The following is a 23,997-nucleotide window of genomic DNA, read 5'->3' as shown; positions in this document are numbered from 1 at the left end:
ATGGCACAGCACAACTCGCATGATGCCCATGGACATGAGCAACATGGTTCGCTCAAGTCTTATGTCATCGGTTTTATCCTGTCCATCGTCCTGACAATCATCCCATTGGTGGTTGTACTCAACGACATGATGGGCAAAACCGGAACGTTGGTTGTCGTACTGGTAACGGCAGCACTTCAATTCATCGTGCAGCTCTTCTTCTTCATGCATATCCGTGAAGAGAAGTCGCCTCGTTGGAACGTCATGGGTCTGATCTTCGGATTGCTGATCATGCTGACGATCGTGGTCGGATCCGTTTGGATCATGCTGAACAACGTTGTAGCGCATTAATGAATGCAGAAACCCTGTCTACCTCGAAAGAGGAGGCAGGGTTTCTTTTTTTATTTCAACATTCAAAAAAAGGTACACAAACGATACAAAATGAACTAAAATGAACATATACGAACTTATTAATGAGATGAAGGGAATGGTTTTCATGCAAAATCGTTATGCAGCTCATCCGAATGAAGTAAAGCAATACGACACGTCCAGATTGAGAGAAGAGTTTCTGATGGAGCAGCTGTTTGCTGTCGATGAGCTCGTTACGGTGTATTCTCATGTTGATCGTTATATTGTTGGAAGCGCTGTCCCGAAATCAAAAGATATTACGCTTGAAGTTAACCTGAAGGATATTGGTACAGACTTTTTCCTGGAACGCCGCGAGATCGGTATCATCAACGTAGGTGGACATGGCACGGTTACGGCGGATGGCCAGGGTTATGAGATCGGAGCGAAGGAATGCTTGTACATCGGCCGGGGCGTTAAGGAAGTCGTGTTCAAAAGCAACGGGCAAGAAGATGCGGCGCAGTTCTACTTTGTGTCCACGCCTGCACACCATACGTATCCGACCACAAAAGCGACGCAAGAGCAGGCTCAGCCGAACCATCTGGGCAGCATCGAGAGTTCCAACGAACGCACAATCTACCGCTACATCCACCAAGGAGAAGGCGGGATCAAAAGCTGTCAGCTGGTGATGGGCATTACGGAACTCGACAAGGGCAACATGTGGAACACGATGCCTGCGCATACCCACAATCGCCGTTCTGAAGTATACTTGTACTTTAACCTGCCGGAAGACGCGGTGGTATTCCACATGATGGGAGAACCGCAAGAGACGCGGCATTTGGTCGTACGGGACCGTCAGGCGATCATTTCTCCAAGCTGGTCCATTCACAGCGGCGTCGGTACGAGCAGCTATACGTTCTGTTGGGCGATGGCCGGCGAGAACCAAACGTTCGAAGACATGGACGGCGTGGCGATGAAAGATCTGAAATAGGACAGCTTCCGCTTCGGCCCGAATCCGAAATTATTATGTTTGCATAGGAAGTTGATCGATATGAACTCACTGAAAAGACATGAAAAAATTATGGAAGCACTGCTGGAGCGCCAGGAAGTGACCGTTAGCGATCTGAGCGACCTGCTGCAGGTGACCGGCAAAACGGTGCGGGAAGACCTGGACAAACTGGAGAGCATGGGCTTGCTTGTGCGGGTGCACGGGGGTGCCATGTTGGCCCAGAATGACCAGTATGGCATTCTCAACATGCGCAGCGTAAACGAAAAGCACCAACCGGAAAAATCGGAGATTGCCGAGCGGGCGCTTGGTTATATCCAGATGGGCGATATCATCGCTCTCGATGGGGGGAGCACAACGCTCGAAATGGCCAAGCGGTTGGACAACCAGCCGCTGACGGTCATCACGAACGATCTGTTCATCATTGCCGAGCTCACCAAGAAGGAACAGATTCGTCTTGTCGTTCCGGGCGGGGCCCGGGTCAGAAACATGCTGGTGGGGGACGATACGGCGGCTTTTATATCGGGGCTTAACATTCATAAAGCGTTTATTTCCACAACGGCAGTTCATCCGGAGTTTGGCCTGTCCATCTATACGGGAGATCTGGTTCCGTTAAAGAAAGCGATGATCTCGGCTTCCCAGCAGGTCTATGGCGTCGTTGACCATCACAAATTCGGGCAGTTCGCCTTGCGCACGTTTGCGCATTGCTCGGAACTGGATTGCATCATCACCGACAGCCGGCTGGATGCCGATACGGCGGCCTTGTATGAGCAGAGCGGCGTCCGCGTGGACAATGGCAGTTGACGATCTCTTTGTTCGAAGCTGCTGCGCGGCATGTTCGCCTGCAGCTAGAACGTTCAACCATTTGATTTGCATCTTATAACATGCGGAGGAATCCATCATGAACCCATTTGATTTGAATGGAAAAGTGGCAATGGTTACCGGTACTACAGGAGGTTTAGGACAAGGGATGGCGATCGGGCTTGCCGAAGCGGGAGCGGACGTCGTGCTGGCCTCCTATTCGTCGTCCGAGGAGACAGCCCGCGCCATAGAGGCGCTTGGACGTAAGGCTTATTTGCTTAAAGCCGATTTGAGCCGTGAGGACGAGCTTGCGGATGTTTTCGAAAAGGCATTGTCCTTTCAAGGCAAGATCGACATTTTGGTCAACAATGCCGGTATCATTCGCCGGACGCCGGCTGCGGACCATGCCAAGCAGGACTGGCATGATGTTATTGGTTTGAACCTGAACACGGTCTTTTTCCTGAGCCAATTGGCAGGCAGACATATGATGGAACGCGGCAGCGGGAAAATCATCAACATCGCGTCGATGCTGTCCTATCAGGGCGGAATCAACGTGCCGGGATACACGGCAAGCAAACATGGCGTAGCGGGCCTGACCAAAGCATTTGCGAATGAATGGGCAGGCAAAGGCGTGCAGGTTAACGCGATTGCGCCTGGATACATGGTGACGGACAATACAAGCCAGATTCGCGCCGATGAGCAGCGCTACAACGACATTACGGCACGTATTCCGGCCGGCCGCTGGGGAACGCCGGAGGATTTGAAAGGTCCGGTCGTATTCCTTGCTTCCGCAGCCTCGGATTACTTGAATGGACATATGCTTAACGTTGACGGAGGCTGGATGGCCCGCTAGTCCGTACGTTTGGCAATGATTCTGATGCATGAGGAGGACGATACGATGAAGCTCGGCATACTTGCGCATACGTTCGGAAAGCTGCCGACAGCGCAGCTTGCACAAACCGTAGCGGACCATGGCTTCAACTCCGTGCAGCTGGCGCTCGCCAAGGCGCTGTCCGACGTTGATTCGGCTAACGGCAAGCTGAGCCCGGGGCTGGCGAACGAAATCGGGGAACAATTCGACCGGCGGGGCGTCAAGATTGCGGTTCTCGGCTGTTACATTAACCCGATCGATCCCGATCCGGTTCGCCGGAGAGCGGACATTGACCGTTTCAAGGAGCATTTGCGCTATGCGCGCGATTTCGGCTGCAGCATGGTAGCTACGGAGACCGGGGGTCTGGATACGTACCAAACCACACATCCCGATCATTATGAAGAGCATGCGTGGGGAATATTGAAAGCAACGTTGGAAGAACTGACTGAGGAAGCGGAGAAATGGGGCGTGCATGCCGCGATCGAGCCTGTATCCACACACACGCTGCATACGCGGGAGCATATGGTTCGACTTTTCGAGGAGATCCCGTCTTCCAATCTTGGCATGTTATTCGACCCATGCAATCTGATTAAACAGGAGCATGCAGCCGATCAGGCAGGATTTCTGAAAGAAGTCATGGAGACGCTCTATCAGCGCATTATCGTGATCCACGCCAAAGACGTGGCCTTCAATGCACAAGGCGAAAAATTCAATCCGGTGCCTGGCGAAGGCATTCTGGATTATCCTTTGTTCTTCGAATTGCTGAAAACCTATAAGCCGCACATCGACATTTCCCTCGAGGGCGTGACGGCAGAGCAGGCCGTTCCGGCTGCCAAGCATTTACGGGAAGTATGGGGCGGCGTACATGTATAGTGGTTCCGATTCGTTGCCCATATGAAGCCACCGAAAGCCTTTGCTTCTGCAAAGGCTTTTTTGGTAGCTATGGAATGGTATGTCCATGATCAATGTGTAGCGTCAATAATTGAAAAAATATATTTCTCATCGGAAAAATCGGAAATATCTCTTTCCAAATGCCACATCTTGTGAGAGAATATGAAAAAACAGGCGACAACACGCGAAGACACCATGGATCTCAAGCCTTATGCCAAGGGAGGATTTCGATTATATGTCAAACGAACGTGAACTTTCATTCGAAACATTGGCCATTCATGCCGGTCAGCAGATTGACCCGACCACCAATGCACGCGCAGTACCCCTTTATCAAACAACATCGTATGGATTTCGGGATACGGACCATGCCGCCAACCTGTTTGGCCTGAAAGAGTTTGGCAATATCTATACACGTCTGATGAATCCGACCACCGACGTATTTGAGCAACGCATTGCCGCGTTGGAAGGAGGCGCTGGGGCATTGGCTACTGCCTCTGGTCAGGCAGCCATCACATTTTCGCTGCTGAACATCGCCGGGGCCGGGGACGAGATCGTGTCTTCCGCCAGCTTGTACGGAGGCACGTATAATCTGTTCTCCACCACGCTGCCGAAGCTTGGATTGAACGTGAAATTCGTGGATTCGAGCGATCCTGAAAATTTCCGAGCAGCCATTACGGACAAAACCAAAGCGCTGTATGCCGAGACGATTGGCAATCCGCAAGGCAATGTGCTTGATATCGAAGCCGTGGCCGCCATTGCGCATGAACATCAAATTCCGCTGATCGTTGATAATACGTTCCCGAGTCCGTATCTGCTTCGTCCGATCGAACACGGAGCCGATATCGTGGTGCATTCGGCGACCAAATTCATCGGCGGGCACGGTACCTCCATCGGCGGCGTGATCGTAGACAGCGGGAAATTCGATTGGAAAGCCAGCGGCAAGTTCCCGGGGCTGACCGAGCCGGACCCGAGCTACCACGGGGTCGTGTACACGGAAGCGGTTGGGCCGATTGCATACATTATCAAAGCCCGCGTACAACTGCTTCGCGACCTTGGAGCGACCATTTCTCCGTTTAACTCCTGGTTGCTGCTGCAGGGACTGGAGACGCTGCACCTGCGGGTGGAACGCCACAGCAGCAATGCTTTGGCGGTAGCCGAATATCTGGAGAAACATGAGGACGTGCAGTGGGTGAGCTATGCCGGTTTGCCAAGTCACCCATCCTATGAACTCGCGCAAAAATATTTGCCGAAAGGACAGGGCGCGATCCTCACATTTGGTATCAAGGGCGGCCTTGAAGCAGGCCGCAAGCTGATCGAAAACGTCAAGCTGTTCTCTCACCTGGCGAATGTCGGCGATTCCAAGTCGTTGATCATTCACCCGGCGAGCACGACACACCAGCAACTAAGCGAGGAGGAGCAGCGGGCCGCCGGGGTCAATCCGGAACTGATCCGCCTTTCTATCGGAACCGAGAACATTCAGGATATTCTGCATGACCTGGAACAAGCCATCAAGGCAAGCCAGGGGGCGAGCGTTGGCGCGTAACAGGGATAACGCAGGGCAATCCTTGATATGAAGCTGGCATGGTGTTTGCAACTTCAACGTTTTTGCATATGGAACCGTCATCCGCTGGATGGCGGTTTTTGGTCTGCGCAGGCAGATGTTGGAGTTTTTGCATGGGGACCCGTTTACAAATGGGGAAGATCAGGCATATAATATAGAAAAGTTGTATTGAGTAAAAATAATTGCATAAGTACAAAAATGATTATCATTCTCATTTTGACCAGCATGCTGCTGCGGGATTCCCGCAGCAGCATGTGTCATTTTAGGGGTAGTAACAATGGCTCTCATTCTCAATACGGCGACACATTTTTTCATACGAAAGGAACGTGATCCTTATGCAAGCTGTACATCAGCCTTTACAAACCAAAGCAAACGAACGTAGACCGGCAAATTCTACCGGACCGAACCGGGGCCGTCGGCCGAACTTCCGGGCCATGCTTCGAAATAAGGAAATGCAGGCTGCACTTGGCAGCGGGTTGTTAATGCTCTTCGCGTGGGGAATATCCTCGTGGTCAAGCGTGCTGTCCGTGGTTTTATATATCGCGGCTTATGTCATGGGGGGATGGACCAAAGCGAAGGAAGGCGTAGAAACACTGGTCAAGGAGCGGGACTTGGACGTCAATTTGCTTATGATTGCTGCGTCGCTTGGCGCGGCCGCGATTGGTTATTGGAACGAAGGGGCTATGCTCATCTTCATATTTGCCCTGAGCGGTGCATTGGAAAGCTACGCGACGGAACGCAGCCACAAGGATATTTCATCCTTGTTGGCACTCAAACCGGAGACGGCTCTGCGCATGGAAGACGGTCAGTTGAACCGCGTAACCATTGATGAACTTGAACAGGGAGACTTGCTGCTCGTCAAGCCGGGCGAACTTATTCCGGCGGATGGGGTCGTCTGCCGCGGAAGCTCGTTCGTACATCAGGCATCCATTACCGGGGAGCCGATGCCCGTGGATAAATCCCATGGAGACGAAGTGTATGCGGGTACGGTGAACGGGGAAGGAGCCTTATATATAGAAGTTACCCGGTCGGCAGAAGGCTCGGTATTCGGTAAAATCATCAAATTGATAGAGGAAGCGCAGGCTGATGTTCCGGCGTCCCAACGGTTCATTGAACGCTTTGAGGGAATCTACGCCCGCGTTGTCGTCGCGGCCACGCTGCTGGTCATTGGCGGGGCGCCGATCCTGTTAGGCTGGTCGTGGGGAGAGGCGTTTTACAAAGCGATGGTTTTCCTGGTCGTTGCATCGCCCTGCGCTTTGGTATCCTCCATTATGCCCGTCATGTTATCAACGATGTCGAGCAGTGCGCGCAGAGGCATTCTGTTCAAGGGCGGTGCACACGTCGAAAACCTGGCTCAAACCCGTGTCGTTGCTTTCGACAAAACAGGTACGCTGACGATGGGGACGCCGCAAGTTACGGATATGCTGATTGCGGATGGCTATGAACGTGATGAGGTGCTTGCAGCGGCGGCTGCGATCGAAAATCAGTCGATGCACCCCTTGGCGCGCGCGATTGTAGATCATGCCATGATGGAAGGGCTAGCCTTGCCGGATGCCGGGCAGGTGCAGGCTTTGACTGGCTCAGGCATTGAGGGCTGCGTAAATGGAGTGAACTGGAGCGTAGGCAAACTTGAGGCGAATGACCTTCCGGATCTTTCCGGTTGGAAGGATGCCATCCACCGGCTGCAGCAGCAGGGAAAAACGATATCCGTGGTGAATGCGGATGGTCAACCCGCGGGTCTGATCGCCATGCGGGATGAGGTTCGGCCACAGGCTGCCGTCGCAGTACGCAAACTTGAAGCGATGGGTGTCCGAGTGGTGATGCTGACGGGGGACCGTCCTGAAACGGCCGCGGTCATTGCACGGGAGACAGGGGTATGCGATGTCCATGCGTGCTTGCTTCCCGAAGACAAGGTTGCACAGGTGAAGGAGCTTCGTGAACGTTACGGGGCAGTGCTGATGGTGGGGGACGGCGTTAACGATGCCCCTGCATTGGCGGCGGCCACGGTTGGTATGGGCATGGGCATGTCGGGAAGCGGCACGGCACTGGACGTGGCCGACGTGGTGCTGATGAACGACAACATCGAGGAGATCGCCTGGGCGATCCGACAATCGCGCCGTGCGCAGCGCACGATGAAACAAAACATGGCTTTTGCGATTTCGGTCATTGCGGTTCTGATCGGAGCCAATTTTCTGCAGAACGTGGCACTGCCGTTTGGCGTTGTCGGGCATGAGGGCAGCACCATTTTGGTCATTTTGAACGGGCTGCGCCTGCTGCGTTGAGAGGTGGTTTGATTTACCTCCATTTATTTCATGCAATCTTCATATGTGAACAAAAAAAGAACCCGGAAGGCTGCGGCGTGTTCGCCGTCCGTCCGGGTTCTTAAACATACGTTCAGGGGTTCTCCGCCCCTGCTTAGAACAACTCGGTCAATCCAATCATCGTAATCAGTCCGAGCAAAAAGGAGACGGTCGCAACGCGGGCATTGCCATCGCCATGGCTTTCGGGAATGAGCTCCTTGTAAACGATGAACATCATCGCGCCGGCCGCAAACGCCAGACCGTAAGGAACCAGGCCCGCAACCAGGCTGCTGAGACTGTATCCGATCATGCTGGTCACAATCTCCACCGCACCGGTTAACGTAGCGATGCCGAGGGCTTTGAAACGCCCGATATTCTGGTTTACGAGAAAGAGGGCAACCAGAAACCCTTCCGGCGCATTCTGCAAACCGATGGAAAAGGCGATCAAGTTGCCGAGGTTCCCATCCGTGCTGGCGTAACTGACGCCGACCGAGAGGCCTTCCGGCAAATTGTGCATCGTGATGGCCGCGATGATCATGAAAGCCTTCGCTTCGATCTTGAAAGGCATTTTCTCCGGATTTTCCAGATCGACGTGCGGGATCTTCATCTCCAACACTAACAGCACCATGCTGCCAAGCAATACGCCAAGCGTTAATACGAATAAGTTCGATTGGCCAAGCGCTTCCGGAATGAGATTGTACATAGAAGCCGAGGTCATGATGCCTGCCGCGTATGCAAGCAAAATATCGCGCAGACGGTGCGTGACTTTGCGCATAAACAAAATGGGTACGGCACCAAGGCCCGTGGACATGGCCGAGATAATGCTGCCTATGAGTGCATCGTTCATGCTTTCATTATTCCCTCCTGATGAAGACTTCTTCATAATCGCTGCCGAGCATTGACACCTTTCAGAAAACAGATCATAATGAACAACAGATTAGAATGATTATAAATTACATTTCCATTTCTGCATAGGGCATTGGTTATCCTATAGGCCGGTTTAGTGGACATGACGGTGGACTTTCCGCTTTAGTGTATGCTGAGTCATTTACATTTGATGCCTTATGGAGCATGACCTTTTTGCAGAAGACAGGGGAGGAACTATACATGTATAAATCCATTATTATCGGAACAGGCCCTGCGGGGCTGACAGCAGCAATTTACCTGGCACGCGCCAACCTGAACCCACTCGTCATCGAAGGCCCGCAGCCAGGCGGCCAGTTGACAACGACAACCGAAGTGGAGAACTTCCCGGGCTTCCCTGAAGGCATCATGGGACCTGAACTGATGGACAACATGCGTAAACAAGCAGAGCGCTTCGGTGCGGAATTCCGCACAGGCTGGGTAAACAGCATCGACCTGAGCGAGCGTCCATTCAAACTGACCGTTGAAGGCATGGGTGAACTGGTATCCGAAACAGTCGTGTTGTCCACAGGCGCTTCCGCGAAATATCTCGGCATTCCTGGCGAGGAAAACAACGTGGGCCGCGGCGTCAGCACATGTGCCACTTGCGATGGATTCTTCTTCCGCAACAAAGAAATCATCGTTGTCGGCGGCGGGGACTCCGCGCTGGAGGAAGCGAACTTCCTGACACGTTTTGCGTCCAAAGTAACGTTGGTACACCGTCGTGACGAACTGCGCGCTTCCAAAATCATGCAGGATCGTGCACGCAGCAACGAAAAAGTGGACTGGGCATTGAACCGCACGCCACTGGAGGTCATTGCCGGAGACGCGGGTGTGACCGGATTGAAAGTCCGCAACAACGAAACAGGCGAAGAGGAAATCATTACGGCGAGCGGCGTGTTCGTGGCTATCGGCCATACGCCTAACACCGGTTTCCTTAATGGACAAGTGACTACGGATGATCATGGATACATCCTGACGACTCCAGGCACTTCCGAAACGAACATTCCGGGTGTATTCGCTTGCGGAGACGTGCAGGATACTCGTTACAAACAAGCGATCACCGCAGCAGGCAGCGGATGTATGGCAGCCATGGACGTGGAGAAATTTATTGAAAGTCTGGAGCACGCTGCAGTAACCAAATAATGATAAAACCCCTCGGAGGCCGGTAACACCGGTCTCCAATGGGATACACATTGAAAACCCAAAAAACAATATGAGGTGACGAGAACATGGAAAACGTAATTGTATATACATCGACCAACTGCCCGAACTGCAAATCGGTTAAAACGTTTTTGGCTGAGAAAGGCATCTCTTACGAAGAGCGCAACATCGAAACCAACGATGAATTCGCGCAACAAGTATGGGATATGGGCGTGCGTGCAGTACCTCTGACAGTGATCGGCGAGCACCGCATCCTGGGCATGAACAAAACGCAATTCGCAAAAGTGCTGGACGCTTAATCCTCCCCATAACGGGATTGGATCGACAAGCGAACCATGAAACTTTCCGGCCCGCGCGAGCCGTTTGTATATGGAAGAACCGTACCATCGATGGTACGGTTCTTTGTGTATATTACGGGATGTTCGCTTGCAAAGGCTAAAATACAACGCTCATAAAGGTCTGAAACACAACGTATACCGCTACGCCTGACAGCATGTACATGAAACCAGCCTTCTTTTTGCTCTGGAACAAGCGCAGGATGCCAAGGCTGAACAGAGGCGCGATGACGATCAGGAACAGGAGTACGGTGACAAACATTTGCGCCGAGATATCTGATGTATCCACGTAGGTCACAGGTGTTCAACTCCGTTTCGTTAGGGGTATAACACAGCAACGATGATGTTGCCATGACAAAAATCACATATTCCCATTATACTCGTCTAATTCTCTGGCAAAAAGGGAGAAAATGGGGCGAAATGTTGTCAATTTTCATCCTGTATTACACAGACACTTTTATTTTTCCTAAAAATTGGGATATTGCCGAATACGCGGCTCCGATCCGGGTCGAACGGCTGCCAAGCCCGGCCCATTCGATTTGCAGGCTGCGGCGGTGGTACGGCAGCGTGCGCTCCTCCACCACCTGTTTCAAGGAAGATTCGATCCAGGGACCGGCTTCGGACAACGGGCCGCCGATGATGATCCGTTCCGGGTTGAAACTGTTGACGATGTTGGTAATGCCGATGCCAAGCTTGCGTCCGATTCCTTCATAGAGAGCCAGCACGGAGCTGTTCCCCAGTTTGGCGTACTCGATCAGTTCTCGCGTCGTATGGGCAGGCAGGTTAAGTTTCTGCTCGGGGTGATCGTAGGCTTTTTCCGAAGCATATAGCTCCCAGCAACCGCGGTTTCCACAAGAGCAGGCACGGCCTTCCGCTTCGATGGACATGTGGCCGGTTTCGCCAGCATATCCCCAAGCGCCTTTGTATAGTTCGCCATCGACCATAATGCCTGACCCGATCCCGATGCCTGCGCTGATATAGATCAGGTGACGCACACCGACGCCCGCTCCGAAATTCAGTTCGCCATGAGCGCCGGCATTGGCTTCGTTGTCGATCGTGACCGGCACGTTGAACGCTTCTTCCAGCATGGAACGGAGCGGAACGCCTTCCCAACCAAGATTGGGCGCGAACAGAACGGTGCCGTCCTCGTCGACCATACCCGGCACGCCGATTCCGATCCCGATGACGCCGTGGGGCGAGGCGGGAGCAGCTTGAATCAGCTCCGATGCAGCCAGCTTCAGCTGACCGAAGACGGCAGGCACATCATGGGCTTCCAGCTTCGCCGTAGATTCGGCGACGACGTTTCCTTCCAGATCGGTAAGCACACCCTTCAAATGCGAGACGCTCAATTCCAGGCCCACGGCATATCCGGCGGTAGCCCGAAATAACAGCATTAATGGTTTGCGGCCTCCGCTGGACTCGCCGGGACCGATTTCCTGCACCAGTTCATCCTGAATCAGTTCAGCGACGAGGTTGGATACCGTTGCTTTGTTAAGGCCTGTCACTTCGGATACCCGGGCGCGGGAGAGAGGGGCATTCCGCCGAATCGTGTCCAGCACGATGGACTTGTTTATTTTTTTGACCAGCATCTGGTCTCCGGTAATTTTCATATGTAAAGGCACTCCTATTCTTTGGATAAAGGGGTTAACATAACATCCGAGCGCAAGCTATTCGACTATTATAGCGCAAACTTCCAACGAAAAAACATTTTTATTTTTACTTTGTTTAACCAATAGACAAAGTGAATACGATGTGGTAGGATATCGGTGTAAACGATTTCTTTAAAACTACCGAGGAGGCATTTTACATGGCCTATTTTGAATCCGTTAATAAAATTGCATTTGAAGGCAAAGATTCCACGAACCCGTTTGCGTTTAAACACTATAACCCTCAAGAAGTTGTAGCCGGCAAAACGATGGAAGAGCATTTCCGTTTCGGCATGGCATATTGGCATACATTGACTGCAGGCGGCAGCGACCCGTTCGGCGCAGAAACAGCTGTACGTTCCTGGGATAGCTATTCCGGTCTGGACAAAGCGAAAGTTCGCGTAGAAGCGGCTTTCGAATTCATGGAAAAAATGAACCTGCCTTACTACTGCTTCCATGATGTGGATATCGCTCCGGAAGGCGCAACGCTGCGCGAATTCTACAGCAACATCGACACCATCGTTGATTTGCTCGAAGAGCACATGAAGTCCAGCGGCAAGAAACTGCTCTGGAACACGGCGAACATGTTCTCCAACCCACGTTTCATGTTCGGCGCGGCTTCCACATGCAACGCTGACGTGTACGCTCACGCTGCGGCACAAATCAAAAAAGGCCTGGAAGTCGGTAAACGCCTTGGCGCGGAAAACTACGTATTCTGGGGCGGTCGTGAAGGATACGACACATTGCTCAATACAGACATGCAGCTGGAGCAAGACAACATCGCCCGCATGTTCCACATGGCTGTAGATTACGCGAAGGAAATCGGCTTTGACGCCCAATTCCTGATCGAGCCTAAACCAAAAGAGCCAACGAAACACCAATACGACTTTGATGCGGCAACATCCATTGCGTTCCTGCAAAAATACGGTTTGGACAAACATTTCAAACTGAACCTTGAAGCGAACCATGCTACACTGGCAGGCCATACGTTCGATCATGAAATCCGCGTTGCACGCATCAACGGCATGCTCGGTTCCCTGGACGCGAACCAAGGCGACCTGTTGATCGGTTGGGATACAGACGAGTTCCCGGTTGATATGTACGATGCTACGCTGACCATGTATGAAGTGCTGAAAAACGGCGGTCTTGGCCGTGGCGGCGTCAACTTCGATGCAAAAGTTCGCCGTGGTTCCTTCGAGCCTGAAGATCTGTTCCTGGCACATATCGCTGGTATGGACACGTATGCCAAAGGTCTGAAAGTCGCTGCAAAATTGATCGAGGATCGTGTATTCGACGACTTCATCGAGCAGCGTTACAGCAGCTTCAAAGAAGGCATCGGTGCTGACGTTGTCGCAGGCAAAGCTACGCTTGCTTCCCTGGCTGAATATGCATTGAACAACGAAAGCCCACGCAAAAACCAATCCGGACGTCAAGAATTGCTGAGAGCAAAACTGAACCAGTACATCTTGGCTGACTAATTACAGGACATTCGGACCGTCCCCGACTTTCCCCTGGGAAGGCGGGGACGGTTTTTGGATTAGAGAGGAGCATATCGTAATGAGTTATGTAATTGGTGTCGATCTGGGGACAAGTGCGGTCAAAACCGTGCTGGTCAACCGTGAAGGAAAAGTGGCGTTTGAAGCTTCCGAGGCATATCCGCTGTACCAGCCAAAAGCCGGATACAGTGAGCAAAATCCGGAGGATTGGGTAGAGCAAACCATTGTGTCCCTGCGTAAGCTGCTTGAAGTCTCCGGTGTTCACCCATCCGAAATCGAAGGACTGAGCTTCTCCGGACAGATGCATGGCCTCGTCTTGGTGGATCGCGAAGGCAAGCCGCTGCGCAATGCCATCCTGTGGAACGATACGCGCACGACGGCGCAATGCCGCCGCATCGAAAAGGTGCTGGGCGGACAATTGTTAAGCATTGCACGCAACCGTGCCTTGGAAGGTTTTACGCTGCCGAAAATTTTGTGGGTGCAAGAGAATGAGCCGGAGCTGCTGAAGCAGGCAGCGCTGTTCCTGCTGCCAAAGGATTACGTTCGTTATCGCCTCACCGGCGATTACGCCATGGATTACTCGGATGCAGCAGGTACGCTTTTGCTGGACGTTGCGGGCAAACAGTGGAGCAAAGAGATCGCGGACGCTTTTGATTTGCCGTTCTCGCTCTGTCCGCGACTGGTTGAGTCGTTCGAGGAAGTGGGCACATTGCTGCCGGAAATCGCCGACCAGACGGGTCTGCAAGCGAGCACGAAAGTGTTCGGCGGCGGCGCGGACAACGCATGCGGTGCCATTGGCGCAGGCATTCTGAGCGAAGGACAGACCATGTGCAGCATCGGTACGTCCGGGGTAGTGCTTTCCTACGAGGAGCGCAAGGATCTCGATTTCGAGGGCAAAGTCCACTTTTTCAATCACGGCGAGAAAGATGCTTTCTATATTATGGGCGTGACGCTGGCTGCAGGTTACAGCCTTTCTTGGTTTAAAGATACATTTGCTGCGGATAAGTCCTTTGATCTGTTGCTGCAGGGCATTGATGCCATTCCGGCCGGAAGCAACGGGCTGTTGTTCACGCCGTACATCGTCGGAGAGCGCACGCCGCATCCGGATGCCAACATTCGCGGCAGCTTCATCGGCATGGACGCAGGACACAAGCTGGAGCATTTCGGACGCGCGGTGCTGGAGGGCATTACGTTCTCGCTGCGCGAGTCGATCGACATTTTGCGTGGCGCAGGCAAAGACGTCAAAGAAGTCATCTCCATCGGCGGCGGCGCGAAGAACGAAGCTTGGCTGCAAATGCAGGCTGACGTATTCAACGCCAAAGTGGTGAAGCTGGAAAGCGAGCAGGGCCCGGCAATGGGTGCAGCGATGCTTGCGGCTTACGGCTGCGGCTGGTTCCCATCGTTGCAGGAATGCGCGGCAGCATTTATCCGTCCTGCGAAGTCGTATGAGCCGAATTCGGAGACGGTTGCGGTATACGATGAATTGTTTGCGCTGTATCAGGAAGTATACGGCCAAACCCGCAGTCTGAATGATCGTTTGGCGCAATATCGTTGATTCGTGGCTTCGCTATTATACTAAATGAAGAGATTCATGCAGCAGGCTTCCGCATTGGCGGATGCCTTTTTGCATTTTGCCAATGCCGCGGTTTGACGAAAAATTTCCAATAGGGCAAGCAGATGTTTTACAATGAATCTATACAAGCCGTAATGAACAAATATATGTTAACGGAGAGGCAGAACCAATCTGAAGAAGCGAAGTGTTCGCTAAAAGCTTTTCTGAAAGAAAGCGGCGTCGGAAGCAATAACTTATCACCGGATTTTCGAAGCATGCATGAATTCTGGTGCCAAATTTACATACTAAGGGGTAGATATGATGAATTTATCAGAGGTATTGATTGAATCCAGGCTTGTAGCGATCGTGCGCGGCATCAGCCGTGAAGAAGCGGTAACCGCTGGAAAAGGAATGGCCGATGGCGGAATCCGCTTGATGGAGGTTACCTTGAACACGCCAGGTGCGCAGCACATCATTGCCGACTGGCGAGCACGCCATGAAGGACAGGCTTACATCGGCGCCGGCACGGTGCTTAATGTGCAGATGGCCAAAGAGGCAGTGGCGGCGGGAGCGCAATTTCTGGTGTCTCCCAATGTCGATCTCTCCGTCATTGAATATGCTGTAGAACAAGGGATAGACATTTGGCCTGGCGCCATGACGCCCACCGAAATCGTCGCGGCGCACGAAGCAGGAGCCCGGGTCGTGAAGCTGTTTCCGATGGCCAGTTTGGGGCTCTCTTACCTGAAAGAGGTCAAAGCTCCTTTGAATCATATTCCACTGTTAGCGACAGGCGGAGCCAATCTGGACAATATCGCCCAGTATTATGAAGCAGGTGCGGCCGCGGTTGGACTTGGCAGTGCATTGCTTCCCAAGCAGGCTTTGACCGCCGGGAACAGCGAGCAGATCGCGAAACAGGCCAAAGCCTTTGTCCGGGCAGCGTCGGGCGATCGAGAGGATTGACATAAAATGATGCTTTGCTTTAAAGAGCGATGATGATACTTTCGTATGCTGAACGTAAGCAATAGCCGGAGAGGAGTGTGCCCATGAAGGCCAAAACGATGATTGGCGGAATGATCGCGGTTGCTGCGGTCACTGCGGGAGGGTTATGGAGAGCAGCGGTGAAAAGCCAGACGCCGAAGAAAATACCCATTACGCTGAAACCACCCATGCCGTTCGAAGACGTCACCTTTAAGAGCGGCGACGGCAACGTGCATGGATGGTTTATACCGGCAGATGCTTCGGTGCCTCAACCTTGGCCATTGGTTATTATTGCCCATGGCTGGGGTTCCAACAGATCGCGGGTGCTGCGCTACGCCCGGCCGATTTGGGAAGCGGGGTATGCGCTGCTCATGTACGACGTAAGAAGCCATGGTGCCAGCGATCCGGTCAAGGCCGCGTCGGCTTATTTGTTCAGGGATGATCTGCTGGCTGCAGTGCGGTATGCCTCCGCCAGAACGGAAATTGATCCCCAAGCCATCGGAGTGCTGGGACATTCGCTGGGAGGCCTTGGAACGATCATGGCCCTCACGGAAGGAATTCCGGTGGCGGCAGTCATTACGGATTCCATGCCTGCCCAGTTCGAGGTCATCGTCAGCTCAGAGCTGCGCAGGCGGAGGTTGCCCCAGTTTCCGCTCGCTCAGGTGATTCCCCGAATCTGGTTTTGGCGGCTCGGCGAATCTCTCAAAACCTACCGTCAGCACGATCCGATTTTGTTGCTGAACGAACGGCGCAGAATGATGCAGCTGCCGATCCTTATGGTGCATTCCAAGGGGGACCGTTTTATTCCGCCAAGCGAGCTGGAATACTTTCTTTCCAAAGCCGATCCACCCGTCGAGCATCTCTGGGTTAACAGTGACGGGCACAGTTGCTCTGAAGAAGATCCCGCATTTTGGGCAGCGGTAATACCGTTTATTCAAAGCCATGTCCGGGTTCAAAAGGAGTCTGCTTCAGATCCAGTTAACCCACAGGAGATGGAATGTGGGGCTTCGGAACGGCCTGCATTTACATAGTATGAGGCCGAGCGATAGACGCCAACCTGGCTGGTTGGCGTTTTTTTGTTGTGCAGAGCGTTCTCAGAAAATGAACATTTGTAAACTTTTTGGGAAAACGACCTTCTAAAAGGAAGCTTATGGTATCATAGAGTAGACTGTCAATATTCGTGCGAGTTTTTAGGGAGGCATGTCCTGTACTTGCCTGAAATTGAAGGGAGAGGTCCAGCATTGTTTTTGAACGACCGTTTGAGAAGGGGGACGGCCAAAGCAGCTGCCGCAACGATGGCGGCATGGCTATTGGCGACGCAAGCTCCGGGATTTGCCGGCAGCGTGTATGCAGCTAAAGCGGAACCAGTTACAGACGTTGCCGTACAGGCGACGGTAGGTTCCGATTCAACGAGCAATGAAGTGCCTGAAGGAGCCAAGATTTCCTCGGAACAGGCCAGAAACCATATACTTGAGCTATTCCCTGTGTTGAAAAGGGCAACCATTGCATCCGTGCAATTCGGTTCAAGCCACGTATACCCCCAGCCGGAGTACAAGACATGGGAAATCGGCTTTTCGGTTACGGAGGGTAATCATACGCTGGGCTTCAGTGCTACCGTGCACGCCGTGACAGGCGAAGTACTCAGCGCCCATCTGCCTTCGGAGCTGTTAAGCAGACAGCATGGCGAACCGGGGAACGACCTGACTTCGGACGAGGCGGACAAGTTGGCTGAACAGTTTCTGTACAAAGCCATTCCAGGGCTGAAAGAAACAGATTACGTCCCCGTTCAGGAGAGCTACGTTTCTGCCTCGCCGCAAGCGCTGTTCGGTAGAACCGAATATCATTACAGTTACCAGTTGAAACGCGACGGTTTGCTGTCCGATGCCGAGACGGCCAACGTCAGCGTGGACAGTCGGGGCAGCGTTACCGGATTTTCCAGATCAACGCTCGGCAAGGAATACCCGTCTTCGAAACCGGGAGCAACCGCCGAAGAAGCGAGACGGCAGTTTGAGAAACAATTTGACGTACAGCTTGCATACATTCCGAAAGAACGGTATTCTTCCCGCGCAGGGCAAAAATACGTTCTGGGCTATGTTCCCGCAGGGATGACCCTTACTCCGATGGATGCGAGTACGCTCGAGCACATCAATGCTATGACAGGCAAGGCATCGACCAAGGAATCGACCCGTAAAGACCGGCCTTTGAAAGGCAGCGCCAATGCTTTTGCCGCCCACAGCGGGGAGAAATTGACTGCCAAGCAGGCGGAGGAACGGGTTAGAGAACATTTTGACATTCCTGAAAATTACCAGCTGGAGTACAGCCAACTAAATAAAAGCCAATATATGAATCCAAACGGTCAGGTGTGGAGCTTGAGCTGGAGCAATCGTAATGCGAGTGCGTCTTATATGTTCATGCGGGACATTTCTGCACAGGTGGATGCTGCAACGGGACAGATTTATAGCTACAACGTATACCAGCGTAACATGACGGGCATCAAGGAAGAACAGCAGGCAGAGGAAGCGGCGGGCAAGACGATGGATCAGGAGGCAGCCGAGCAGCTGGCGATGAATAAGGTCATCGAGCTTGTTCCGAATGCCGCAAAAGAATTCAAGTTGTCTCAGGTGCTTGAACTGGAGGGAGCGACAACCTTCGTTTTCCAGCGCTACGTAGGAGACATTGTCGTGCAGGATGATATGGTCCAATTGCAGGTTCTGGAGGATGGGACGATCAGCGAATTCTACACCAGAGCGCTGGCTGCTCCGGAGCAATTGCCGACAGACACGAAGCCGGCCATTTCTTATGAAAAGGCCAAGGCAAGCTACCTTGAGCAACTCCATTTAGTTCTGGCTTTCTCCCGATATGGAGGATACTCTTTGGGAGGAGCAGAGTCCGTACCTTTCGGGGTCAAACTTGCTTATGTTCCTTCCAGCAGTGAAACATCCATCTCCCCTCTGATGGATGTTTTGGATGCCAATACGGGTGAGTGGAAGAAACAGTACGGCAGCGATGCTTCCACAGGGAAGGCAGAAGCGAGTGATATCGAGGGACACGCGGCAGAGGCTTCGATCCGGAATATGCTGCAGCATGGAGTGACCATTCCGGATGATCAGGGCCGGGTGATGCCGGACCGTGTGATTACGCGCGGGGAATGGTTCACGGTTTTGGCGCGAGCGCTTCAGCCGAATCTCGATATTTATCATAGCGGAGATGGAAGCAATCTATTTGCGGATGTCACGCCGGAAAGTCCATATTATCAAGCCATACGTGTACTGATCGACCAACGCTGGATTGCGGGTTCAGATCCGGAAATCAGCTTGAAACCCGACGAGGAGCTGACGCGGGAGGAACTGGCTGTTCTGCTCGTACGCATTTTGCGCTATGAGAAGCTGGCCGGATTTTATACCTTGCCGTCAGACCTTCCGAACATTGCCGATGCGGGATCCATTACCAATAAGGGGGCAGCGTCCCTCAGTCTGAAATTAGGGCTGTTGCCTTCCATCGAGGGCCGTTTCATGCCTGCTCGCAAGGTTACGGTGGCCGAAGCGGCTCAGGTGCTGGAGCGGTTGGCCAAGCTTCAAGGTAAGACGGATACGTTTATGGACGGCAGCCGCCTGTACTGAATTTTGCTGTAATTTCAATATGGTTATGGGACCTTCCGGGGGGAGGTCCCTTTCCTGTTTTTCGACAAAACTAGAACCCGGCAATGGACGGCTTTTATGATACAATGAGTCAATAGATATTGGCGAAGAGAGGTGGTATCCTTTCATGGGCAAAAATGGAGGACGCATCATTACCATTCTGCTGGCAGGCTGCCTGATTGCCGTAGCCCTTCCGCGCACGGTTGATTTAAACCAGTTGGTTGCCGCATCGGAAACGTCAATCACGACCACGAATTCGAATTTGCAGCAGACGTTGCTTGACGCGATGGCTGAGCGAACGGAAGAGCTTGATTTTACGTACCGGGGCAATGTGAAGGACCTCAAACAGCAGTTGCAGATCTCCATCGATGCAGCCATGAAAAGCGATCCCTACATCCAATATACCGTCAAAAGCTATGCATTTAACTACAAAGGCTCAAACATCACAGCAAACGTTCATGTCAAACTGACGTATCGGGAGACGAAGGAGCAAACGGAATACGTTAACAGGAAAGCGACCGAGGTGCTGGATCGGATCATTGAACCGGGCATGACGGACCATGAGAAAGTAAAGGCCATTCACGACTGGATCGTGCTCCACCTTTCGTACGATACAACGCTGCAAAAATATACGGCATATGACGGACTCGTTACCGGCAGTACGGTATGTCAGGGATATACGCTGTTGGCTTATCGGATGCTTGAACAAGCGGGCATTGAAAATCGGATCGTGGAAGGCACGGCCGGTGAGCAGCTTCATGCCTGGAATCTGGTGAATTTGGACGGGAAGTGGTACCATCTGGACACGACTTGGGACGATCCCACGCCGGATCGCAAAGGGAAGGTGAGCCATCGATACTATTTGCTTAGCGATGATGAGATGGCGCGGGATCATATTTGGACGAACAACAACAATTACCCGGCTGCGCCCGAACCCTATCGCCAAGCCTTGTTTAATCTGGCGCAATCGGACGGGGGGAAAGCGGAAACATACCGGAAGCTGTACCACTCCCTGGAGTACTCCTTGTATGATGAGAAGGACGCCATCAGCAGCGATAAGGCTTTATTGGAGAAAGTTCAAAACGTGTTGAAAGAGGGCAGTACTACGCTGACGTTCAGGTATAAGGGAACCGAGGAAGGGTTAGTGGAGGATTTGCAGGATCTGTACCAGCTCGGGATGAAGACGATCTCCTACTATATTTCCAAGATGGAGGATACGGCCGATCTGCGCGTCAGAATCAATTGGACTTTATAAGCAAAATAAACAGGCAGCATTCTCTCCAGTCAGAGAGGATGCTGCCTGTATTTTATTAGAGCAGCCGTTCAAGCTGCGCTACGATGATCTTAATCGTTGGAAGTGAAGTCACATTCCTGAAGCGGAACCACTTTGGTTTTCTTGATCCATTTATACCCCAGCCATAGGATCAGGAAAAGCGGCAAGCTCAGGTAAGCCACGAGCGCTCCGTTCCAGTCGATCCGATCACCCGTAAAGGCCTGGTAGTTCTGTCCCAGAATGACGATGATGCACAGCACAAACGCAAAAATCGGACCGAACGGGAACCAGCGCGCACGATATGGCAGGTCATTCAAGTCTCTGCCTTGAGCCACATAAGCCCGCCGGAAGCGGTAATGGCTGATGGCGATACCCAGCCACGTTATGAACCCGCACATGCCCGATGCGTTAAGCAGCCAAGTGTACACGATGCCGTCTCCGAACAGCGAAGCGAGAAAAGCGAGCATTCCGACCGCGGTCGTAACCAGGAGGGCATTCATCGGAATGCCTCTTTTGTTCAACCGGCCTAGAAACTTCGGGGCTTTGCCATCCCGTGCCAAGGCATAAAGCACTCGACTCGAAGCATACATGCCCGAGTTGCCTGCCGACAACACGGAGGTCAATATAACGGCGTTCATCACCGAAGCGGCGATGGCAAGGCCTGCTTTTTCGAACACAAGCGTGAACGGGCTGACTCCGATGTTTTCCAGATCGCTTTTGAGCAGATTGGGATGTGTGTACGGAATGATCAGGCTGATCACGGTGATTGCCAAAATATAAAATATCAAGATGCGCCAGAATACCTGGCGAATGGCGCGGGGCACGTTTTGGCGCGGATTGTCGCTCTCTCCGGCGGCAACCCCGATCAGTTCCGTGCCTTGGAAGGAAAAGCCGGCAGCCATGAACACCCCCAAAACGGCAAAGAAACCGCCGCTAAATGGAGCATCTCCTACGGTGAAGTTGGAAAATCCGACCGCTTCTCCGCCCAGAATGCCGAAAATCATAAGCACGCCTACCGTTAGGAAAATGATAACCGTGGCAACCTTGATGATGGCAAACCAGTACTCGGATTCTCCGTAACCTTTGACCGATAAAACGTTAAGTGCGAAGATCAGGACGAGAAACAACAGGCTCCACAGCATGGAATTGCTGTCCGGGAACCAATATTTAATGAGCACCGTCGCCGCTGCGAGCTCCGCAGCGATCGTGACCGCCCAGTTGTACCAGAAGTTCCATCCCATGGCAAAGCCGAGGGCGGGATCGACGAACTTGGCAGCATACGTATTGAATGAGCCGGAATCCGGCATAAACGTGGCGAGTTCTCCCAGACTGGTCATCAGGAAATACACCATGATGCCCACAGCCGCGTACGCGACTAACGCTCCGCCAGGTCCTGCAGTTGAGATCGCTGTACCGCTGGCCAGGAACAGCCCCGTACCGATAGAGCCCCCAAGGGCGATCATGGTCATATGTCTTGCGCGCAACCCTTTCTTCAAGGAAGAACCGGCCGCACCTTGTTTGTCGCGGTCTTGCAATGAAAACACTCCTTCATTTCGCGTACTGATAATGAACTGAATCAATGGCGCAAATACATGAAAAAAGACCACAGGCTCTGAGCCGGCGGTCTTATATCGTCCAAAATCCACCTTGTCCCTGATGTTTAAGATAGCTCAACACGGAACAATTCATGCCAATGCGGCATAATAATCGTTCCGTGACAGTTCTGTGCCTTTCGGCGACAGCCCCAGCTCTGCCGGATCTCGAACGGAAACGTCCGGCAAGCTTCGGCGGATGCACCTTTCGGCTGAGTTCATCGGCGGTTTCCTGACGCCTCGCTCAGCTTACTGATTGCATCCGCGACCTCTACCTCACCATTCATGGATGAGGCGTATCTACATGTGTATGCAATTATTGACAACAGAACATGACAGACGATGTTCTATAATCCAAACAGACATTCAGTATAACGCTCATCGATTTCGAGCGCAATAACAAAAGTTGGAATGGGCACAAACTATTCGGTTTTCCGGTGGCGTCCGGCCATTTGCTGCCATACGGTGCCTGCGGCCTGTTCTCCCGATTCGATGCGCTCCAGTGCCATTTTGGCTTGCAGGCTGACTTCGAATTCCGGATCATCGGCAGCTTTGCGCAGTGCCTCTTCCGCTTCCTCCGTACCCACTTCATACAGGAAACGGGCGGCGCGCCATCGGACCAGCTTGCTGCTGTCGGTAAGGGTGGCCGTCATGGCCGGAGTCGCCGCAGGGTCGCCGATATCGGATAACGTGTCTCCCGCCGTGCGGCGAACTGCCGGGGAGCTGTCTTTCAGCGCCTTGTACAGCAGTTCCATGGCTTCAGGGGTGCGAATATCGCCGAGATATACGACAGCCAGGCGGCGAATCTGCATTTTGCTGTCCTCAAGTGCCTGTGCGATAAGTGGAAGCCGCTCCGGTGTAGGTTCCATGCCGTCCAATGCAGCATAACGAACGTTCCAGTTTTCGTCGCGCAGCGCTTGTTCAAGTTCTGCGCCCTCGAGCTGCCGGCGACGTTCAACGAACTCCTCCGTTTTGGTGCCATGCTCGATCGCTTGTTTAATGACTTGGTTCAGCCGTTCCGGCGGATATGCCGCTTCAATCTCCTGTTCCACTTCACGGGCAATATCCGGCAGCTCGCCGTAACGAACGCCATAGTCCGTCAATTTTCGTTCTTTGATCAGTGTGGCACTGGCTACTTCGGTCACGGCTTGCACGAAACGGTCAGAGAGCGAGATGCGCTCCTCCTTCGCACCGGCTTTTACGCGAATTTGCATAGGGACTCCCCGGAAAAACTGTACAAATACCTGGGCCTCGCCATAATGTTCGCCGGTTGCGTCTTCGGATTCGATCCATTCCAGATCAAGCCCTTCCTGGCCAAGACGGCTCTGCACTTCGCCCAGAATGGCGGCCCAATCGGCATTGCCTTTACGGTCCAGGGCCACGAAATCAGTTGTATGAAAAACGCTTTTCACGCCGGGAATGTGAAGCATTTGCCGGATGAAGGCAGGCGCCGAGCGCTCATTATCTAGCGTGTACGTTCGGCGGATACCGTCCTCCAGACGTTCGTCCAGACGAAGCATCATTGTATTCGGACTTGGTGTCGGTTCAACAGACACAATATTCATAGGGTATAAACCTCCTGTACCGTGTGGTAATGATTTAAAAATGCCTGTCCCAAAAAAGGGATATCTCTATTTTACATGAATGGGTGCAAACTGCGAAATAT

General features: G+C 52.7%; 20 protein-coding genes and 1 riboswitch. Of the genes, 15 read left to right on the top strand and 5 right to left on the bottom strand.

Annotated elements, in window-relative coordinates; all coding sequences use genetic code 11:
* The 7 genes from cyoD to MKY59_RS26950 all read left to right on the top strand — a co-directional run bounded on the left by cyoD (position 1) and on the right by MKY59_RS26950 (position 7,736).
* Positions 1-330 carry a cytochrome o ubiquinol oxidase subunit IV gene (cyoD, locus tag MKY59_RS26980; protein WP_236420513.1) on the top strand — a complete coding sequence of 110 codons (330 nt, stop codon included), beginning with the start codon at positions 1-3 and terminating at the stop codon, positions 328-330.
* Between the two features lie 145 nt (positions 331-475).
* On the top strand, positions 476-1,315 hold the full coding sequence (gene kduI, locus MKY59_RS26975) for a 5-dehydro-4-deoxy-D-glucuronate isomerase (RefSeq protein ID WP_236420514.1): 840 nt from the start codon (positions 476-478) through the stop codon (positions 1,313-1,315).
* A gap of 60 nt (positions 1,316-1,375) precedes the next feature.
* Positions 1,376-2,134 (top strand): DeoR/GlpR family DNA-binding transcription regulator, encoded by a 759-nt coding sequence (locus MKY59_RS26970; RefSeq protein WP_236420515.1) that lies wholly within the window; start codon positions 1,376-1,378, stop codon positions 2,132-2,134.
* Positions 2,135-2,231: 97 nt separating this feature from the next.
* Positions 2,232-2,984: a 2-dehydro-3-deoxy-D-gluconate 5-dehydrogenase KduD gene (kduD, locus tag MKY59_RS26965; protein ID WP_339274689.1), complete on the top strand. Its 753-nt coding sequence runs from the start codon at positions 2,232-2,234 to the stop codon at positions 2,982-2,984.
* Positions 2,985-3,029: 45 nt separating this feature from the next.
* The gene (locus MKY59_RS26960) at positions 3,030-3,875 is read left to right on the top strand and encodes a sugar phosphate isomerase/epimerase (protein WP_339274687.1); all 846 of its coding nucleotides are present in this window, start codon (positions 3,030-3,032) and stop codon (positions 3,873-3,875) included.
* Positions 3,876-4,128: 253 nt separating this feature from the next.
* Positions 4,129-5,436, top strand: a complete 1,308-nt coding sequence (locus MKY59_RS26955) for a homocysteine synthase (RefSeq protein WP_339274686.1) — start codon at positions 4,129-4,131, stop codon at positions 5,434-5,436.
* 353 nt (positions 5,437-5,789) lie between these two features.
* Entirely contained in the window at positions 5,790-7,736 is a 1,947-nt protein-coding gene (locus MKY59_RS26950) for a heavy metal translocating P-type ATPase (protein WP_339274684.1), read from the top strand.
* Positions 7,737-7,869: 133 nt separating this feature from the next.
* On the opposite strand, the gene MKY59_RS26945 is transcribed toward MKY59_RS26950, so the two are convergent.
* Positions 7,870-8,601 carry a ZIP family metal transporter gene (locus MKY59_RS26945; RefSeq protein WP_236420519.1) on the bottom strand — a complete coding sequence of 244 codons (732 nt, stop codon included), beginning with the start codon at positions 8,599-8,601 and terminating at the stop codon, positions 7,870-7,872.
* A 260-nt stretch (positions 8,602-8,861) separates the two neighbouring features.
* On the opposite strand from MKY59_RS26945, the gene trxB reads away from it, so the two are divergent.
* Together trxB and MKY59_RS26935 are read left to right on the top strand one after the other, a co-directional pair.
* The gene (gene trxB / locus MKY59_RS26940; protein ID WP_236420520.1) at positions 8,862-9,803 is read left to right on the top strand and encodes a thioredoxin-disulfide reductase; all 942 of its coding nucleotides are present in this window, start codon (positions 8,862-8,864) and stop codon (positions 9,801-9,803) included.
* An 86-nt stretch (positions 9,804-9,889) separates the two neighbouring features.
* Positions 9,890-10,120, top strand: coding sequence for a glutaredoxin family protein (locus MKY59_RS26935; protein WP_236420521.1), 231 nt, complete (start codon positions 9,890-9,892; stop codon positions 10,118-10,120).
* A gap of 136 nt (positions 10,121-10,256) precedes the next feature.
* Here the strand turns inward: MKY59_RS26935 and MKY59_RS26930 are convergent, their stop codons facing one another.
* On the bottom strand, positions 10,257-10,454 hold the full coding sequence (locus tag MKY59_RS26930) for a hypothetical protein (RefSeq protein ID WP_236420522.1): 198 nt from the start codon (positions 10,452-10,454) through the stop codon (positions 10,257-10,259).
* 145 nt (positions 10,455-10,599) lie between these two features.
* Positions 10,600-11,766, bottom strand: coding sequence for an ROK family protein (locus tag MKY59_RS26925; RefSeq protein ID WP_339274680.1), 1,167 nt, complete (start codon positions 11,764-11,766; stop codon positions 10,600-10,602).
* A 197-nt stretch (positions 11,767-11,963) separates the two neighbouring features.
* On the opposite strand from MKY59_RS26925, the gene xylA reads away from it, so the two are divergent.
* The 6 genes from xylA (at position 11,964) to MKY59_RS26895 (ending at position 20,721) form a co-directional block, all read left to right on the top strand.
* Complete coding sequence (gene xylA / locus MKY59_RS26920; RefSeq protein WP_236420524.1) at positions 11,964-13,280, top strand: xylose isomerase; 1,317 nt, start codon at positions 11,964-11,966, stop codon at positions 13,278-13,280.
* Between the two features lie 79 nt (positions 13,281-13,359).
* Positions 13,360-14,853: a xylulokinase gene (gene xylB, locus MKY59_RS26915; protein ID WP_339274677.1), complete on the top strand. Its 1,494-nt coding sequence runs from the start codon at positions 13,360-13,362 to the stop codon at positions 14,851-14,853.
* Between the two features lie 318 nt (positions 14,854-15,171).
* The gene (locus tag MKY59_RS26910; protein WP_339274675.1) at positions 15,172-15,810 is read left to right on the top strand and encodes a bifunctional 4-hydroxy-2-oxoglutarate aldolase/2-dehydro-3-deoxy-phosphogluconate aldolase; all 639 of its coding nucleotides are present in this window, start codon (positions 15,172-15,174) and stop codon (positions 15,808-15,810) included.
* An 83-nt stretch (positions 15,811-15,893) separates the two neighbouring features.
* A complete protein-coding gene (locus tag MKY59_RS26905) occupies positions 15,894-16,859 on the top strand; it encodes an alpha/beta fold hydrolase (protein WP_339274673.1) in 966 nt (321 codons plus the stop codon).
* A 180-nt stretch (positions 16,860-17,039) separates the two neighbouring features.
* Positions 17,040-19,448, top strand: a complete 2,409-nt coding sequence (locus MKY59_RS26900) for a YcdB/YcdC domain-containing protein (protein ID WP_339274671.1) — start codon at positions 17,040-17,042, stop codon at positions 19,446-19,448.
* A gap of 145 nt (positions 19,449-19,593) precedes the next feature.
* Complete coding sequence (locus tag MKY59_RS26895) at positions 19,594-20,721, top strand: transglutaminase domain-containing protein (protein WP_236420528.1); 1,128 nt, start codon at positions 19,594-19,596, stop codon at positions 20,719-20,721.
* Between the two features lie 89 nt (positions 20,722-20,810).
* Here the strand turns inward: MKY59_RS26895 and MKY59_RS26890 are convergent, their stop codons facing one another.
* Together MKY59_RS26890 and MKY59_RS26885 are read right to left on the bottom strand one after the other, a co-directional pair.
* On the bottom strand, positions 20,811-22,208 hold the full coding sequence (locus MKY59_RS26890) for an amino acid permease (protein WP_236420589.1): 1,398 nt from the start codon (positions 22,206-22,208) through the stop codon (positions 20,811-20,813).
* 189 nt (positions 22,209-22,397) lie between these two features.
* A riboswitch (Lysine riboswitch) is annotated at positions 22,398-22,613 on the bottom strand.
* A 140-nt stretch (positions 22,614-22,753) separates the two neighbouring features.
* Positions 22,754-23,896, bottom strand: a complete 1,143-nt coding sequence (locus MKY59_RS26885) for a virulence factor (RefSeq protein WP_339274669.1) — start codon at positions 23,894-23,896, stop codon at positions 22,754-22,756.
* Between the last annotated feature and the right edge of the window lie 101 nt (positions 23,897-23,997).

The organism is Paenibacillus sp. FSL W8-0426 (assembly GCF_037969725.1).
Lineage (GTDB): Bacteria > Bacillota > Bacilli > Paenibacillales > Paenibacillaceae > Paenibacillus > Paenibacillus hubeiensis.
This window is presented reverse-complemented; position numbering and strand designations above follow the sequence as displayed.